Raw genomic sequence first — 18,384 nt, forward strand, 5'->3', positions numbered from 1 at the left:
ATATCTAGGAATGATTAAATTAGCTTGTACTTTTATTTGGCTTCGATGAAAATTTATTTTTGTGCACAGAGCCTAATGAATTGCTGGAGTAACTCTGAATCAACTAAAGAAGGGTCTATGCTTAAATTACTCTCCTGTATATAAATCAAATAATCAGAATCTTCTTTATATAATTGAATAGTATTTAACTGTTCTATATATTGAGCCAACCATCTCTTACCATTAATTTCAGTAATCGTACATTTATGCACAGTGCATTTAACCATTACTTCTTCTTGGCCATGTTGGATGACTATGAAACTATCTGAATCTTTTGTTAAGTCATACAATGATTTAACAAATTTCTTCCGATAGGTTGAGTTTTGTTTACAAGATTTAGGTATTTGGAGCTTAGACAGCCCTATGCTAACACAGCTCCAAACAATAGCTCCTGATGTTAAAGTTGGTACTAAAGATATTGATGAGCCAGTAACTATATTATCTGTATTTAAAGCTATAGCTCCGCCAGGTTTTATATAAAAGTCTTTTGGTATATTTGTTAAGTTCTCAAAAGAATAGTTTATTACCCCTGACTCATTTGATATATATTGAGAAATTGTTTTTAATTTCTCCAGTTCTGAGAAAATTCTATTTCTTACTCTGTGATTTGCATATACAGGCGCCACCATAGTAGTGATAACTATAATAAATGCTATTACTGTTATTAATTCAACGAAAGAAATCTCTTCTTTTGCATCCATAATTGATTCTATATCCCCACGCTAATGAAAGAAATTATTAGGATAGCAATATAGTTGACCAAAACACATGGGGAAAATTAATAGCACTACTCAAAAAGTAATAAGCAAATTAAAGCATATACAGGAGTAATTTTGTTAAAAAATAAAAAGCATTTGTATAAATATTATCTAGCTAATCTGATAAAATAACAATTTAGATCTATAAATTATTATACATAAAATTATGTTTAAAAGAATTATATTTTTACTATTCACAATATCTATATTATCAAGTTGTGCATCAACTAAAGATGAATTTCATAATAAAGATCTATGGGATAAGTACCACAAAAGAAATTCGCATCTTACATATGGAGATACTCTTTCCAAACTTGAATCTGCACAAGAGCATCATAAATCTTATTTTAACTACTCTCCTTACGGAGCTGACTTTAAGTAAGAACTTTTTTGTAAATATCACATTTAACTTTTTCTAAAACTCTAGAATCAACATACTCCATACCTACTTTTTGCATAACTTTTATTGAAGCCATATTTTCAATATTAGCAAGGGCAAAAATTTCCTTATATTTTAAGTTTAACTTAGCCCACTCAAGCAATGTTTTAACAGCCTCTGTAGCATACCCTTTACCCCAATACATATGATCTATTACATAACCTATTTCAATCGAATCTAACTCTTTAGCATAACCAAACCCAACTCTACCAATAAAATTAGCATTTTTATCAAATATCATAAAAATAGGAGTATTATATTTTTTATATCCTTCTAGAAACCTTTGTACCATTATAGGGATATCTTTTTCTAATAATGCTCCATTAGGAAAATGCTCTTTATTTTTAGAATTTGCATCTAATGAAGTTAATAAGCGAATATCTTCTTCGCTACTTGAGATCAATTTATATATTAGTCTTTCAGACTGTGGTAGTTTCATATAAGTGTATAGCCCTCACAAAAATAATAATTAGACTAGTAAATTTATATATTATTATCTATATAACACAAAGTAAATTAACTTTTCATAACAGTCTTAAATAATTTAAATAAATTTATGAGAGAAAAATGCCAAATCATTATTGAGAACTATTATCAGCAAATATAAACTCTAATTACTGTTTTTTTCACTTTAGAATTAAAACTATGAAATCACTTGTTACAATCATATCTTTATTACCAGCTATGCTCTTAGCAAATACACAAACAAATGATTCTTTTAAAAATTTAGAAAAACAATATAATGGAAAACTTGGTATTTATAGCCTAAATACTCCAAATAAAACTTCTTTCAACTATAATGAAAATTACCATTTTCCTATTTGCAGTGTTTTCAAATTCTTACTGGTTGGTGCTATTTTAGAACATAATATGTATCATAAAGGTTTTTTAGATAAGAAAATATTAATATCAAAACAAGATGTTGAAGGACTAGGCTATGCTCCTGTTACAGGGAAGAATATTGGAAAAAGTTTGAGTATTTCACAACTTTGTTTTGCTGCTATATTAAGTGATAACCCTGCAGCTGATATTCTTATAAAACAGCTAGGAGGAATTAAGGAAGTTGATAAGTTTGTCAAAGAAATAGGTGATAACGAGACTTTAATAAAAAACTCTGAACCCAAGGTAAATTATACTTCACCAAATAGTAATATAAATAAAACTACTCCTAAAGCCATTACAACAGATTTATATAAATTAGCTTTTGGAAATATTTTAGATAAAAAGCATAAGGACATATTTATTAAATACTTACAAAATAATACTACTGGTAAAAATAGAATAGCTGTAGGTATGCCTAAAAACTGGATAATAGGTGATAAAACTGGAACTTGTGGGCAATATGGCGCAACTAATGATATTGCTATTATATGGCAAAAAGATTCAGAACCTTTTGCTTTAGGCATAATGTATACAGACCCTACAAATAAAAAAGCAGCAAGTAATGAGAAAATTATTCAGCAAGCAGCTAAAGTAGTTAGTGGTAGTATCTTAGCTAAAAACTGAAAATAAGAAGCTCGTTACATTTGTGGATATTATTTAAGAAATTTAATGCTATTTATTATATTAACTCACTTATCATGTCTAAGCTTATAATTCCTTCATTTAAAAGTGATATATCACCAACTTGATGAGCATACCAACAAATAGTAACACTGCTATATATAGCTCTGAGTATAGCTATAGTATGAATATTATTTTCAACTTCTCCATAAATATTCCAAAATATTGAATGTGTTTCTTTAGGTAAGTATTGATATACAATAGCAAGATCTATTGCTGGATGAATAAGTTCAGAATCCCCCCAATCAATAATTCCAGACAAATCATTATTATGAATTATTAAGTGTTTAGAATATAAGTCGCCATGACATAATCTAATGTCCTCAGGAATAGTAATATCCATATTTTCTTTATAGAAGCTTTCAATTTTAGGATACCCATTTAACAAATTCTTGTTTATTAAAAAATCTATGCGCTTTTTAAATTCTTCGTATCTATATCTAAAACCTAGTCTATTCATTTGATCTCTTTTTATTCCAAAAGAAATACACTTTTCTATAGGAGTACTATGTAATTCTTTTAAAAAAATTGCTAACTTCTTAGCTATAAATATTCTATTACTACGATTTAGTTTAGCAATATCTCCAGTTAAACCAGATATATAATCATGGGCATAAAAAATATATTCAAATGACTTTGGAGATGAACATATATATTTTGGATAAGGAGTATTAATACATTCTGATCGAATACAGTTTGATAATATATTTATTTCATTTGATAATAGTCTTTCGGCTCTCTTATGTTTTGGAAATCTAAAACATAAGTTTTTATTAACAATCCACGTAGTATTATCCCAACCTTGTCCGAGTAATTTAATATTTTTAATTTCAATATCAGGGAAGTTTATATTAATAATTTCAGCTGCATGATTGGCAGACTTTATATTTTTATTCTCCCATGGTCTATCATTCATTTATAATTACTCCTATTCTATAGCTAGTATATTTTAATTTGTAATCTATAGTTAAATTTATATGACTTAAGAATTTCAAATACTTTAGCCATTTTTATAACTTTTATAAAAACGACACTTATTGTTTTAAAATTTATTAATAAAGCAAAAATTTACAATCAAAATTATGAGATTACAAATACTGTAAAGATTTAAAGCATAAAATTATAATCAAAAATAAGAAGTTCGCCACATTGATGAAACATTATCAACAACCATACTTCTATCTGGAATATTATTTAAGAAATGTAATCCTGTACGTTGCTCAATGTCTTTTATAGAAGATCTATAGTTAGCAATTTTTGTTTTATTAACTCTTGCATTTGGCATCACAAAAGCTATAGCTTTATTTTTTGATGGCACATAAATTATCTTAAAGAAATAATCAGGCACAGCTACTTTATTATCACCTATAGTTTTATGAATTTTCTGTTTTTTATAAATAGGACCTGTATAGACATATATACTATCATACATATTTGCCCAAATACGTTCATCTGTCTCAAGTCTTTCCCAACCTTGTCTATTAAGCCCCGCTTTCTGTGGCGACATGTTTGATAGCAAGAAAGATTCCTCCGCAGATTTTTTACTAAAATCCATAGATGCATAAGATGCTAAATGACCTCGATCATAACCAGAATGCGAATAATCATCTAAAGTCGCTCTATAAACAAAAGGTACATCATCATCTTCTTTAAACTTATCATTTCTCTTAAGTTTATTCGCCACTTTTGCTTTTGTTAGTTTAAATGCAACCCAGCTTGCTTCTTTAGTCTTATAATTATAACCAACAACATAACCATCTCTACATAGATAAAGATTTACTTGACCTAAACCACTTGCCACATCAAAACTAGGATTACCATAAATTAAGAAATCATGACAGTAATTAGTCACTGCCGGTAAGGTTCTTTGAGGTGAATATTGCTTTAAGTCATTAAATTGATTTGCTTGCTGCTTTTTAGCATCATCACTTTGAGAGAAAAACTTAGCTACAATATTTTGATTATCTTTGGCAGTATAGTTACTTTTTACCGGCTTACTCGAAAAATAGTTATATATGCTGTGCCTAAAACTAATAAACTTCTGCTTTAGGTCATATTTATCAAAAAAAGTTCCCGAGAAGCCTCCTGCAATAGCTAGGCCTAAAAAAATAAGTATTTTTATAATCCTAAAAGTAGAATTTTTACTACCTTTAGAACTATCTTTTTTATCTGCTGTTTTCTTTGTCATTTCTAATACTTGTATTATACCGTGATCAAATCATAGTATATTTGAGTTTAATATTATTTAATATGTCTAGTTTTAAATAATAAGAAATCTCTAACTTCTTGATCATCAATTAATGGTAAGACTTCTTTTCTAATTCTACTATAGTAGTTATTAATAGTTTTCTTCTCAGTATAAGTCAACATCCATGTTTCGATCATTTTAAACTCATAAGGAATCAAAGTTAGATCCTCAAAACAATAAAATTGACCATGTCCAGTAGGAGATTCTTGATTACGTTGTTTTACATAGCATAAATTCTCAATTCTAATACCGAATTCACCAGGAAAATATGCTCCAGGCTCATTACTTAGAATCATACCTGGCATAAGTTCTACTTTTGATGATGAGTTTATTCTTTGAGGTCCTTCATGTACACCTAAAAAGCTACCAACACCATGACCTGTCCCATGACTATAGTCTGAACAAAAATGCCACAGATGTTCACGAGCTAACACATCAAGGTGAGACCCTGTTGTTCCTTTAGGGAAAACAGCTCTACCAAGACCTAAATGCCCTTTTAATACTAATGTATAATACCTTCTATGCTCTTTTGATGGTCTACCAAAATGTAACACCCTAGTAACGTCAGTGGTACCTTCTTTATACTGTCCTCCAGAATCACATAAAAATGGTGCATCATCTTTAATTTCTTTATTTGATCCTTCTGTAGCACTATAGTGAGGTAATGCTCCATGTTCAGCATATCCAGCAATATAATCAAAACTATCTTCTAAATAATTCTTCTGCTCTGCACGATATTCTACTAATTTAGCTATAGCATCTAACTCAGTAGTGCCTTGGAAATTATTTTCCATCCAATGCCACCATTTAATAAATGCCACAGCATCTTTTTTATGAGCATCTTTAGCACCATTTATTTCTACAGAATTTTTTAATGCTTTGCTTATAACGATAGGATTACTACCTTGTATTAGCTTACTATGTTCATTTTCTTTTACAGCTAGCTTAACAGCATAGCTAGCAGCTCTACTATCAATTACAAATTTTGCAGCAAACTTCTTCAAATCATTAAAGAAGTCTTCATAATTCATAATTACAACATTATTCTGCTCAAGATGATCTCTCACCTCTTGTGTGACCTTATCATTATTTATATACAAGAAAGTACTTTCAATAGTTACAGCCATATAGCAAATAGCCAGAGGTGTATTTTTTACATCTCTGCCTCTAATGTTTAATGCCCACATAATTGAATCTAAACTTGTTTCAATCAAGCATTCTGCATTTATTGATTTTAGATAACTTCTAATATTTTTTAATTTTGAATCAACAGATTGTCCAGCATACTGGATTTCATGAACAAAAACTTTTTCTGCAGGTATTGGTGTCTCTTGATTTAGCTTTTGTTGCGCTTTTGCTACTAGGTTTTCACTATCAAAAATAACTTTCCCACCGTTTTCTTCTGCTATAGAAAGTAGTTTTTCAGCACCTGTAATACCTATCTTTTTAGGGTCAACAGCTAATGTCTTACCACTGAAGTTATCCTTTAACCATTCTTCAATTTTTGATTCATAGCCACTCTGTTTTAATAAAGAAAAATATTTATCATCTAATTGGGCCTCTGCTTGAGAAAAATATCTACCATCAGTAGATAAAAATGATTTATCCATAGTTATTAAAACGTCACCTGCTGAGCCATCAAATTCGCTAATCCAAGCACGATACTGCCAACATTTTGGCAAATACTCATTATTATGGTCATCTGTAGAAGGCACTAGATAAAAATCATAGCCCTTTTGTTTCATTATTTCTTTTAAAACTTGTAATTTTTCAGACATCTAAATCCCCTTATTATCCAATTTCAAATTTACTCAAACCATACAAATGTAGCTTGTCTACCTGTTACACCTTCTTTACGATATGAGTAGAATCTTTTATTACTATATGTGCACAAACCAGAATCAACAATATCAAAACAATGATTATCATTTAATATTTGTTTGGCAATAAACTTCATATCAAATAAATATTTATTTTCACTCTTTTGCCTAAAAGCTTGACCAAAGTTCTCATGTTGCTGTACAAACTTATCATGAACATCTTGGCCAACCTCATAAAAAGGCTCACTAATACAAGGACCAAGCCATGCAACTATATCAAGACCTACAAATTCTTTTAATGTTTCTTCTAATATCCCTTTTGATAAACCCTTCCAACCTGCATGTATTGCAGCAACTTTTGTCATACGTTTATCAAATAAAATTATTGGCAGACAGTCTGCAGTTAAAACAACACATGCCTGTTTTGGTCTACTTGTAAATATAGCATCACAAAACTCACCATCATATTCGTCAAAATTTTTAACAATACTACTATGATTTTGTCTTAACCACTTAACATCAGCATTTACATAAGACTTAAATAAGTTACGGTTTTTTTCTACAACTAGATGTTTGTCACCAACGTTATCTGAGAGGTTTAATTTAGCATATTTTTCTTTACTAAAACCTTGTGTATTATTGGTATATCCTAACTTAAGTCTAGTAAAAGGTGTATTAACAAAAACTACTGACATTTTTAAAATACCTTACTTTAGATTATTTGCAACCATAACGATTTTTGACATAATTCTCAACAATCTCGATAAATTCTCCAGAGATATTATCTCCACGTAAAGTGTGAGCTTTTTTACCATCAATAAATACTGGTGCAACAGGAGATTCACCACTTCCTGGCAAACTTATTCCGATATTAGCATTTTTCGATTCGCCAGGTCCATTTACAACACAACCCATTACAGCTACCTTCATACCTTCTACACCTTTGTACTGCTCTTTCCATTGATGCATTTTCTCATCTAAATGATCTTTTACTTGGCTAGTTAACTCTCTAAAGAATGAGCTGGTTGTTCTACCACAACCAGGACATGATGTCACACTTGGTGTAAATGTTCTCATGCCTAAATTTTGTAGTATTTCACGACACACTCTAACTTCCTCAGTACGAGGAGCATTTGGAGCAGGCGTTAAAGATACACGTATAGTATTACCTATTCCTTGCTGTAATAGTATACCTAAGCTCACAGCACTTGCTACGATACCTTTAGTACCCATACCAGCTTCTGTCAGACCTAAATGTAATGCATAATTACATTCTTTTGATAATTTTTGATACACTGCTACCAAATCTTGAACTTCACTAACTTTACAAGAGATTATAATTTTATCTTTAGCTAAACCAAGTTCCTCAGCATACTTAGCACTTTCTAATGCTGATGTTATCAAAGCTTTATGCATAATCTGCTGCAAACTTAACGGATGTTCTTGAGCATTATTTTCATCAATCAATCTTGCTAAAAGAGCCTGATCTAAACTACCCCAGTTTACACCTATACGTACAGGTTTATCATTTTCTATCGCTATTTTAACTATCTCAGCAAATTGTGTATCTTTTTTCTTACCGAAACCAACATTACCAGGGTTTATACGATACTTTGCTAAAGCTTTTGCACACTCTGGATACTTACTTAAAAGCGTATGACCGTTATAATGAAAATCACCAACTATTGGTACATGGCAATCATGCTTTGCTAACTCTTTAACAATTTCAGGTACCGCTGCAGCAGCTGGCTCATCATTAACTGTAATTCGAACTATTTCACTTCCTGCTTTATGCAAAGCTAAAATTTGCTTAACTGTTTTTTCAATATCTGCGGTATATGTATCAGTCATTGACTGAACTACGACTGGGTTATCACCACCAATTAAAACACTACCTACTTTTACAACATTTGTTTTATTCATATAAAAGATTCCAAAAAAATATATTTATACTTCAAATAATCATACGAAAATATACAATGTAAGATTATACCATTATAAAGTTGATTTTTCAGACCTATGTACTTTAAAGATTTAGAAAATTTCTTAAATGATTATTTTGAAGTAAATGACTACAAGGACTATGCACCTAATGGCTTGCAAATACAAGGTGATAGAGATATTAAAAAAGTTATAACGGGTGTTACAGCATGCCAAGATCTTATTGACTCTGCTATACAAGAAAATGCAGATGCTATTGTTGTTCATCACGGTTATTTTTGGAAAGGTGAAAGCTACCCCATTGTTGGTATGAAATATCAACGTATTGCTAAACTTATAAAAAATGGCATACATCTTTTTGGCTACCATTTACCACTAGATGGGCATAAAAATATTGGCAATAACATCCTTTTGGCAAAAAAACTAAATCTAAACAATATAGAATTTTTTGATACAGGTTCTAAACCTGATATTTCAGTTATAGCAAATTGTAATTTAGACTTAAATAGTTTTAGTAAACTTATCCAGGAAAAGCTAAATCGACTACCTACTGTTATAAAAGCAAAAAATCAAAATAAAAAAGTTGCCATCTGTACTGGCGGAGCTCAAGACTTTATAGAATATGCTTATGATGCTGGAGCCGATACTTTTATATCTGGTGAGATCTCAGAAAGAACGACTCACATAGCTCGGGAATTAGGTATAAATTATATAGCTGCAGGACATCATGCCACTGAAAAAGAAGGTGCTAAAGCTATTGCTAAGCTATTAGAAACAAAGTTTAAATTAGATACAAAGTTTATTGATATTGATAATCCTGCTTAGCTATATTCTCTTTCAAAAAGAAATTCAATAATGTAGGAATTAAAGCAATAACAGCAAATATAATAATTGTGATATCAAATGCTACATTTACACTAAAAATATTAAAAAACCAGTTTAATAATATCGCAGCTAGTGAAACAGCCATCCCAAAGGTTAGTTGGAATAATATGTTATTAATAGCATTTGCATCATTAAGACTACTTTTTGGTACATCAATAAATACTCTAGACATATAAGATGTAAATAAAACTGACCTTATAACCCCGTTTATAAGTAAAATAATACTAATATAAAATAAAGGTGATGTCTGTGTTATTGTTAATATCATAGCAACACTTATCATTTGCACGATACTCCCTATAGATATGACTAACTCATTACCAAACTTTTTAATCAAATGATTCACAAATACTTTGGCTCCTAAATTCCCGACAAACATTATTAATAATAGACTTCCTGCTTTTATGGCTGAAAAACCTAAAGCTTGTTGAAAATATAATGGTATAACAAAAGGCATAGCTCCTGTTGTTATCCTAAAAAATGTAGAGTTTATAATAGAGCCTCTAAAACTATGTATTTTAAAAGCAGAAATATTTATTATATGATTTTTAGACTTTTTATAATATACAACACTCAATAATATTGTAATAATCAAACTAGCTATAAGTATAGGTCTATGGCTTATAAATATTGAATCTTTTAAGCATGACTCAAGCAAGAAAATCACAGATATAATTAATATTGCAAGTATTATAAAGCCCTTAAAATCAAACGCTTTTTTTTCTTTATCTGAGGTTTTTGTATTATTTAGTAAAAAAATAGACAAAACAGATAGCACAATACCTATTGGAATATTTATAAAAAACATATATCTCCAGCTTGCATATTTTACTATATATGCACCTAGAACTGGACCAACGACTGGTGCAATTAATGCTGGCCATACCATCCATGCAATTGCTTTAAGATATTGGTCTTTAGGAGTTTGCTTAAATATTATGGTTCTTCCAACTGGCACCATAAGTGCAGCTCCAGCACCTTGAATAATCTCAGCAATTACTAGCATTAGTATATTTTTACTTAAACCACATAATAAAGAGCCTAAGCTAAAAATAGCTATTGATAAAACATATGTATTTTTATCTCCAATTCTATTACTAATCCATGGAGCTATTAATAAAAAAACAGCTATTGAAGTAGCATAAGCAGTAATAGCTAAATTTATATAGCTAAAATTTATGCCAAAATAATCAGCCATTTTAGGTACAGCTGTGACAACAATAGTGCTATCAAGCATTTCCATAAAAAAAGCTGTTGCTATTATAAGTGAAATTATATTTTTTCTTTGAATCATTGAAATTATCCTTTTATGCATAGTTACAGCAATCCTTAAAAGGACTACCTTTAAATTAATAAACTATGCGTTGGATAACGTTAACGCTTACGTTTTGATAAGGATTTACCAAAATACATACAAACATTCTAACATAATGAAAAATAAATTAAATAATTATTTCATAAATTCTTTTTCAATATCTTCTAATGAACGCCCTGTAGTTTTTGGCACAAACTTTAATACAATAAAACTATACACTAAAGAACATATACCACATACAAATAACATGCTACTACTTCCAAATGTATTAGATATAGGTAAAAATACAGATGCTAATATTGCTGAAGCCATACTATTTAAAAATAATGCCATACCTAAAGCTTTACTACGGATACCATTAGGTAATAACTCTGACATAACCACCCAAATATAAGCCCCTGGACCGATTGCATAAAAGAATATAAAGCATAGGAAACCTATTAACAATACGATACCTTTTAACTCTCCAATTGGTAAAAACAAAGCTAAAAGTCCTGTTACGATTAAAGAGGCTGCGACCATAAAAGTACCAAAAGATGCCATAAACTTTCTTTCTAGCTTATCTGCTATAAATACAGCTATAAGTGTTGCTAAAAAGTTTATCGCAGTAATAGTTACGCCACCAAGTATAGCAGCATAATCAGAGCCAAGGCCAGACTCTTTAAGCATAGTTGATGAGAACTGCAATATACTATTTATACCTGTCATCTGTTGCAGTACTGCTATTGAAAAAACTAATAGCACAGGAACCAAATAATGCTTATGAGATAATTTTTGCCAAATACTACCTTCTTCTTTAGATTTCAACATTACAGCTTTAATTTCAGCTATTTGTTGATTAGCTTCTTCAGAACCAACTGACTGTGTTAGTAAATCTTTAGCTTCTTGCTCTTTTTCCATCATTAGTAACCATCTAGGTGATTTAGTTAGGAAAAAGCTTCCTGCAAAAAATATAATCGCAGGGAATAAAGCTGTTAAAAACATTCCACGCCAATCATGAGTTGATGAAAATAACAAACCTATATAGTTTGATATCAAGATACCAGCAGTTAGAAATAATTGAAAAAGTGTCACAGCAACACCGCGTATTCCACCAGGAACAACCTCTGTTAGATATAATGGAACTGTAATAGTTATAAATCCAACAGATATCCCTTGTATTAGACGAGCTAAAAGTAAAACTGAGTAACTTTGAGCTAAATATATAATTATCACCGAAATTATAAAAATAAGCCCTGATATTATTAATGTCTTCTTCCTACCAATAATATCAGCCATCACTCCAGCCACTAAAATGGCAAATGCACCTCCAAATAGGACAGATCCTCCTAATAAAGAAGTCTCAAAGGTAGTCATTGGTATATCATCTTTAATAAATAAAAATGCACTATTTATAACACCAATATCATAACCATATAGCATACCTCCCATTGCTGAGAAAAATATAACCATAAAAATTTTGAACTTACTGCCTTCTTTCATACAAGTCTCCACTAGTGTTGTAAAATATTTTCTAAATTTAAAATAATTAAATAATTTTATATGGGATATTACTAAACTGTTTCGGTAACTTTTTTCAGATTCACAGGGTTATCAGGATTAAGACCTAAAGATACCGCTAATTCATTAACCATAAGGTAAAACTCTTGTAATAAAATAACCGTCTGAAGTATTGGATGAATTTCTACATTTACGTGTAAATGTAGTTTTGCTGCTGATTGTGGGTCTGTAGTAGCACAAATTGTTTTGACATCCAAATCCGTCATTTTTTTCACAATCTCATGAGTGCCCTTAGCACTTTCATCACTTTGTAAAATTGTAAAAGTAGTAAATGTACGAGTCATTAAAGCAAAAGGTCCATGTAAAACCTCCGCAGAACTAAATGCTTCAGCATGTATACCACATGTTTCTTTAAGCTTTAAAGCCATTTCTTGAGCAATAGGGAAACCAAAACCTCGACCAATAACAAACATGTTTTTACTAACTTTTAATTCCTGCACAGCATCAGACCAATCTGATTTTAAGCTCTCTTTTAGAGCTTCAGGTAACTTTTGTAAACTTACCAGTAAAGATGAATCTTGATTATACTCTGCAACAATACTTACTAAAGCTACTAATGATGTTATAACACTCTTTGTCGCTGCTACAGCATTCTCAGCATCTGCTCTAACTGGTAAAACTAAATCTGCACTTTCTGCTAAAGGAGACTCTTCTTTATTTACTATTGCTAAAGTTATACAGCCAGCCTTTTTACATCCTTCTAAGGCTAACCTTAGATCTGGAGAGCCACCAGACTGAGAAATACCGATAGCTAATGTCTTCTCATCGCCAATATTTTTACCGTAGATAGTTGTTACTGATGGTGGTAAAGATGAAACACTAAAACCTAATTGAGTTTCAAATAAGTATTTTGCAAAATTAGCAACACAATCAGAACTACCTCTAGCTACAGTAATTACTCTTTTAATTCCTTTTTCTTTTAATTTATTAGCAATATCTTCAACTATAGTTTTATTTAACTTAAGTTGATTTGCTACTTTTTCGAAACTGCTACTAGTTTCTTGATACATAAGTGTTTGTGACATACTATCTTACATCTAAAAATTTTAATATTTTCATTATAATATTCATTTTAAAAAAAATACATTTTAATTTTAAGCAAGTTAAATATAAAACTCTTGTATTTGTAATATACTAAATTAGTAGAGTATGCTAAAATCTTGAGCTTATTAAGTCTCAGTTTAGAGGTTCATATGGCTTTTATACTTATATTTTCTCTACTTGTTCTAATTTTCCTACAAGTTAAGGGTTTTGGTTTTAATTTTCGTACAATACTAGCTCTAATAGCAGGTATTGTAATTGGTATTGCTTATAATGTTGTTAATCAACATAGTAAAACATTTATCCAACTTAGTGACATTTTAGGTGACGGATATATTTCTTTACTTAAAATGCTGATTATACCAATAGTTCTAACATCTATCATTCATTCGATAGTTAATCTTAAGAACTACGAAGGCTCATATGTAATAAAGTTTGCCTACAAAACAATTGCTATACTTCTAGTTCTAACAGGAATAAGCGCAGCAATTGGTGCTGTAGTAGCAATTACAATGCATCTAGGTCAGGGTATAGATGTTGCAGCTATTACAGGTAAAGTTGGTAAAGATATGCAAACATCGACAATCTCTCAAACTATTTTAGGATTTTTACCAAATAATATCTTTAAGCAGATGAACAATAATAATGTTATGGCTGTTGTTATATTTGCTATATTACTTGGTTTTTCTATGTTAATTGCCCATCGTGAAGATAGTAAACTAGCGGCTCCTTTTATTAATCTGATAGATTCAGCATTTTTTGTAATCAAAAAGTTAGCAAGAATGATTATAGCTATCACACCTTATGGTGTCTTAGGCCTAATGATTCAGATGAGTGTTGAACTTGATAAAAATAGTATTTCTACAGTACTTTACTTCATTCTAACTTGTTATATAGCTTTAGCAATAGTTTTAGTAATGCATATTGTTCTACTAGTTATATTTAGAACAAATATCGTTAGATTTTATAAAAGTATTTGGAAAGCAATGGTTGTTGCTGCTACTTCTAGATCAAGCATGGGCACATTACCATTATCGATTGATGGACTAAATAAATATGGTACTTCTAGTAGTATCGCAACATTTGCTCCTACAATGGGAACTACCTTAGGTATGAATGGTTGTGCAGGTGTATTTCCTGCAGTATTGGCAATTATGGCAATGAATGCTACAGGTATGGATATAACGCTCTCAACTGTCTTATTAATATCTGTCATTTGTATGCTTGCTTCATTAGGAGTTTCAGGAATCCCTGGGACTGCTTTTGTTGCAGCTGGCGTAGTATTTTCTTACTTTGGCTTGCCTTGGCAGATGATTGCTCTAATAATTGGCATAGATGCTATTATAGATAGTTTTAGAACGCCTCTAAACATTCATGGAACTATGACTACTGCGATTATTGTTGATAGAACTACAAAAGCTACTAAAAATAATTAGGTCCCACAAAAAGTAAACTGTACTTTTTCTTTATCTGTTGGCTCAGCCATATATTTATTTTTTATTTCACTAAACTCGTAAGGCTTTTTTGTAGCTTCTAATAAACTATAAGTATTGCCCAAATTTCCTTCTTCAGCTAACTTTATAGCTTTTTCGACTTGATGATTCCTTGGAATTATAATTGGATTAGTTTTTTGCATTATTGAATAATCTAAATCTAAGTTTTTTAATGACTCTAACCAATACCCTAACCCTTTTACTTTTAAACTCTCAATATTACCATATGCTAAATCATAAAATGTATTTGTATAATCAAGCTTATTTTTAAACATATCTACTAGTAAGTTTGAAATGATTTCATCATAACTATCAGAGTGATTATCTAAGCCTAATTTATTAAGAAACATTTTCTTCCATTTAGTTTTATATATTTCTGAATAGCCTTGTAACTTTTGTTGAGCTAATTCAATAGCCTCCTCCTCATTTGAGCTAATAAGTTTCAATAAACTCTCTGCAAGTCTTGCAATATTCCATCCAGCTATAGATGCTTGATTTGCAAATGCATAACGACCACGTCTATCAATAGAGCTAAATACAGTTTCAGGATCATAAATATCCATAAAAGCACATGGTCCATAATCAATAGTCTCTCCTGAGACAGTCATATTATCTGTATTCATAACACCATGAATAAAACCTACTCTCTCCCACTCTGTGATCAAACTAATTTGCTTATCTATAACATAGTCAAGTAAGCTCAAAGCCTTATTAGCATTACAAGGAATTTTGTGTCTATCAATAGTATAATCAAGTAACTCTTGTGAGTATCTCTCTCCAAGCATTGCAGCGTATTGGAAAGTACCAACTCTAATGTGACTGCTTGCAACTCGTACAGCAATCGCACCTTGTTCAAGATTGTTTCTTTGAATATTTTCACCTGTAGTTATTACAGCTAAAATACGACTGGTTGGTATACCTAAGTTATGCATCGCCTCACTAATTATATATTCTCTAAGCATAGGTCCCAAAGCAGCCTTACCATCACCTCCTCTTGAGAACTTAGTTAAACCAGCTCCTTTAAGGTGAAAATCTAATAATTCTCCACCTGTTTTTTGATATTCTCCTATTAATATAGCTCTACCATCACCAAGCATTGTGAAATTACCAAACTGATGTCCTGCATATGCTTGTGAGATAGACTTTTCACTGTTATATCCTAATAATAGGCTTAATAACTCTTTCTGTGTATACTTAGAAAAATCCAAGCCTAAGTCATTAGCTAAATCACTATTTAAAAGTAACAATTTTGCATTTGGATACTTATATACAGATTGCTCTGAAAAAAACTCTTGTGATAACTGAGAGTATGTATATTTAAAATTAGGCATACTAATCAAATACTTTACTGTTTTGGTATCATTTTAACAAAATATCACAATTTAAATAGCTTTTAGGGTAAAATTAGATTAAAGATACATAAATGGTAAAATTATGGAATATCTTAAATTAGCAATAGTTGATTCAGAAAACTATAATAACTTTTCGCGTATCTCTGAAAATAATTTTGATAGAGTTATAGTCTTTACCAACAGTCAAGAGTTAGAGTCAAATTTCAAAAAAACTGAAATTTATAAAAATTTTGAGCTTGTCCCAATAATCTATGGTGAAGGTAATAAAGACAATATGGATGGTTATATCTGTGCCAAAGTTGGTGAATATGTCGAAAGATATCGAGATTTTCGCACTTATCTTAGCATTACAATATACAGTAATGATCGGATATATAAAGGTATAGCATCTTACTATACGCGTAAAGGATTCAATATAGCTACTACAGCGCCAACACAATGTGATACTGGTACAAGTAACACAGATCCTAAAGTACGTATTAAAAAATTCCTATCTTGCTATGATAGTGTAATCGATAGATCTTTCAAAAAGCATTTTAATGAGACAAATAAAGATGCTTTTTATCGTCTTATAAGAAGACACTTAGATAAAGATATCCCCAGAGAAATTGCTGATACTTTTATTGATCAGAAGATTGTCTATTTCTCTAATAAGTCACGTAAAATTGGTGTTGATGATTCAAAAATATAGTATTTAAAAATACTCTACATAGTAGGCTAGATATCGACCTTCTATAATGATAAAATAGCTCAACTTTTATATTTAACTCGTTGTAAAATTATGGAATATAGAAAATATATCTGTATAGTTTGTGGATTGATTTATGATGAAGCTGAAGGCTGGCCAGAAGATGGTATTGAACCAGGTACAAAATGGGAAGATGTTCCTGAAGACTGGGAATGTCCTGACTGTGGTGTTGGCAAAGACGAATTTGAACTTTTAGAAGAATAATAATTAAAATGTCATCATCTCTATTTCAAGAGATTTCTTTTGAAAATAAAGATTTCATAGTAATGCGAGATGATTTAAGCCATCCTATATTTTCAGGTAATAAAGCCAGAAAGCTTGCTTATATTTTAAATAATCCTGACAACTACGCACAAATTAAAACTATTATTTCTTTTGGTGGTAATCAGTCTAATTTCATGTTGGCATTATCTCAACTTGCTAAAATTAAAGACTGGAATTTTCATTACTGGATAAAACCTTTACCAAAGTTTCTTAAACAAAATAAGAATGGCAACCTAAAACTTGCATTAGAAAATGGTATGCAACTTTTTGAAAGTAATGAATTTTTAGAACTAGAAAGTATAAAAACTAATTATGAAAATACCAAAAATATTTATTTCTTTGATCAAGGAGGTAGAAATCCTTCTGCTGAAGAAGGTATAGCTAGTTGTGCATTAGAAATTAAAAACTACTGTAAAAGAAATAAACTCAAAAAGTATAGCATCGTCGTTGCTTCAGGAACTGGAACAACTGCTTTATATCTAGAGAAATATTTAAGACAAAAAGTTTTTACTATACCCTGTGTTGGCGATTCAATATATTTAAAACAACAATTTAAATATATTGATAAAGATTTAAAACATCCCCAAATTCTAGAACCTCAATTTCAGACAAACTTTGGGCAACTAGATATAAAGAACTACAAAATTTACAAAGAGCTTATACAACAAACTAGTATAGAATTTGATCTACTCTACGATCCAATAGCTTGGAGAGCACTTTTAGAAAATTACGATAAATTAGCTAAGCCAATTATATATATTCATTGTGGTGGCACATCAGGAAATATATCTATGATAAACAGATATGAAAGGCTCATAGAAAAATTATCATAAATATTGTGGGGTCTTTACAGATAATTGTGTAAATTTTAATTAGGTTATATATTTTAAATATAACAATAAGGGATTTACAGAATGT

18 protein-coding genes are annotated in these 18,384 nt (G+C 30.4%); 7 read left to right on the forward strand and 11 right to left on the reverse strand.

The features are described from left to right. Positions 1–53: 53 nt before the first annotated feature. A complete protein-coding gene (locus tag AB8E56_RS08285) occupies positions 54–740 on the reverse strand; it encodes a pilin (protein WP_329479984.1) in 687 nt (228 codons plus the stop codon). 223 nt (positions 741–963) lie between these two features. Between AB8E56_RS08285 and AB8E56_RS08290 the strand changes: the two genes are divergently transcribed. Next, complete coding sequence (locus AB8E56_RS08290) at positions 964–1,179, forward strand: hypothetical protein (protein WP_329479986.1); 216 nt, start codon at positions 964–966, stop codon at positions 1,177–1,179. Here AB8E56_RS08290 and AB8E56_RS08295 read toward each other — a convergent pair. Next, a complete protein-coding gene (locus AB8E56_RS08295) occupies positions 1,172–1,675 on the reverse strand; it encodes a GNAT family N-acetyltransferase (RefSeq protein WP_329479988.1) in 504 nt (167 codons plus the stop codon). The genes AB8E56_RS08290 and AB8E56_RS08295 overlap by 8 nt on opposite strands. 206 nt (positions 1,676–1,881) lie before the next feature. Between AB8E56_RS08295 and bla the strand changes: the two genes are divergently transcribed. Then, on the forward strand, positions 1,882–2,742 hold the full coding sequence (gene bla, locus AB8E56_RS08300) for a class A beta-lactamase (protein WP_329479990.1): 861 nt from the start codon (positions 1,882–1,884) through the stop codon (positions 2,740–2,742). A gap of 55 nt (positions 2,743–2,797) precedes the next feature. Here bla and AB8E56_RS08305 read toward each other — a convergent pair whose 3' ends face one another. The 5 genes from AB8E56_RS08305 to ispG form a co-directional block, all read right to left on the reverse strand. Beyond that, entirely contained in the window at positions 2,798–3,715 is a 918-nt protein-coding gene (locus AB8E56_RS08305; RefSeq protein ID WP_329479992.1) for an aminoglycoside phosphotransferase family protein, read from the reverse strand. Between the two features lie 210 nt (positions 3,716–3,925). Beyond that, the gene (locus AB8E56_RS08310; protein WP_329479994.1) at positions 3,926–4,987 is read right to left on the reverse strand and encodes a DNA/RNA non-specific endonuclease; all 1,062 of its coding nucleotides are present in this window, start codon (positions 4,985–4,987) and stop codon (positions 3,926–3,928) included. A gap of 53 nt (positions 4,988–5,040) precedes the next feature. After that, on the reverse strand, positions 5,041–6,825 hold the full coding sequence (locus AB8E56_RS08315) for an aminopeptidase P family protein (protein WP_329479996.1): 1,785 nt from the start codon (positions 6,823–6,825) through the stop codon (positions 5,041–5,043). Between the two features lie 29 nt (positions 6,826–6,854). Then, positions 6,855–7,562: a peptidoglycan editing factor PgeF gene (gene pgeF / locus AB8E56_RS08320; protein ID WP_329479998.1), complete on the reverse strand. Its 708-nt coding sequence runs from the start codon at positions 7,560–7,562 to the stop codon at positions 6,855–6,857. Positions 7,563–7,584: 22 nt separating this feature from the next. Next, entirely contained in the window at positions 7,585–8,790 is a 1,206-nt protein-coding gene (gene ispG / locus AB8E56_RS08325) for a flavodoxin-dependent (E)-4-hydroxy-3-methylbut-2-enyl-diphosphate synthase (RefSeq protein WP_329480001.1), read from the reverse strand. Positions 8,791–8,886: 96 nt separating this feature from the next. Here ispG and AB8E56_RS08330 point away from each other — a divergent pair, with 96 nt between their 5' ends. Further along, on the forward strand, positions 8,887–9,633 hold the full coding sequence (locus AB8E56_RS08330; protein WP_329480003.1) for a Nif3-like dinuclear metal center hexameric protein: 747 nt from the start codon (positions 8,887–8,889) through the stop codon (positions 9,631–9,633). Here the strand turns inward: AB8E56_RS08330 and AB8E56_RS08335 are convergent. The 3 genes from AB8E56_RS08335 to AB8E56_RS08345 form a co-directional block, all read right to left on the reverse strand. After that, entirely contained in the window at positions 9,608–10,987 is a 1,380-nt protein-coding gene (locus tag AB8E56_RS08335) for an MFS transporter (RefSeq protein ID WP_329480005.1), read from the reverse strand. The genes AB8E56_RS08330 and AB8E56_RS08335 overlap by 26 nt on opposite strands. Positions 10,988–11,143: 156 nt before the next feature. Continuing rightward, the gene (locus AB8E56_RS08340; RefSeq protein WP_329480007.1) at positions 11,144–12,490 is read right to left on the reverse strand and encodes a sugar porter family MFS transporter; all 1,347 of its coding nucleotides are present in this window, start codon (positions 12,488–12,490) and stop codon (positions 11,144–11,146) included. A 71-nt stretch (positions 12,491–12,561) separates the two neighbouring features. Continuing rightward, complete coding sequence (locus tag AB8E56_RS08345; RefSeq protein WP_329480009.1) at positions 12,562–13,593, reverse strand: SIS domain-containing protein; 1,032 nt, start codon at positions 13,591–13,593, stop codon at positions 12,562–12,564. A gap of 168 nt (positions 13,594–13,761) precedes the next feature. On the opposite strand from AB8E56_RS08345, the gene AB8E56_RS08350 reads away from it, so the two are divergent. Beyond that, positions 13,762–15,045: a dicarboxylate/amino acid:cation symporter gene (locus AB8E56_RS08350; protein ID WP_329480011.1), complete on the forward strand. Its 1,284-nt coding sequence runs from the start codon at positions 13,762–13,764 to the stop codon at positions 15,043–15,045. On the opposite strand, the gene AB8E56_RS08355 is transcribed toward AB8E56_RS08350, so the two are convergent. After that, positions 15,042–16,433, reverse strand: a complete 1,392-nt coding sequence (locus AB8E56_RS08355) for a protein adenylyltransferase SelO family protein (RefSeq protein WP_329480013.1) — start codon at positions 16,431–16,433, stop codon at positions 15,042–15,044. The genes AB8E56_RS08350 and AB8E56_RS08355 overlap by 4 nt on opposite strands. Positions 16,434–16,536: 103 nt before the next feature. Between AB8E56_RS08355 and AB8E56_RS08360 the strand changes: the two genes are divergently transcribed. The 3 genes from AB8E56_RS08360 to AB8E56_RS08370 all read left to right on the forward strand — a co-directional run bounded on the left by AB8E56_RS08360 (position 16,537) and on the right by AB8E56_RS08370 (position 18,299). Further along, positions 16,537–17,145, forward strand: a complete 609-nt coding sequence (locus tag AB8E56_RS08360) for a hypothetical protein (protein ID WP_329480015.1) — start codon at positions 16,537–16,539, stop codon at positions 17,143–17,145. Positions 17,146–17,235: 90 nt separating this feature from the next. After that, positions 17,236–17,406, forward strand: coding sequence for a rubredoxin (locus AB8E56_RS08365; protein WP_013922958.1), 171 nt, complete (start codon positions 17,236–17,238; stop codon positions 17,404–17,406). 8 nt (positions 17,407–17,414) lie between these two features. Further along, positions 17,415–18,299 (forward strand): 1-aminocyclopropane-1-carboxylate deaminase, encoded by an 885-nt coding sequence (locus AB8E56_RS08370; RefSeq protein WP_329480020.1) that lies wholly within the window; start codon positions 17,415–17,417, stop codon positions 18,297–18,299. Positions 18,300–18,384: the final 85 nt, after the last annotated feature.

Origin of the sequence: Francisella sp. 19X1-34, assembly GCF_041102755.1 — a bacterium.
Lineage (GTDB): Bacteria > Pseudomonadota > Gammaproteobacteria > Francisellales > Francisellaceae > Francisella.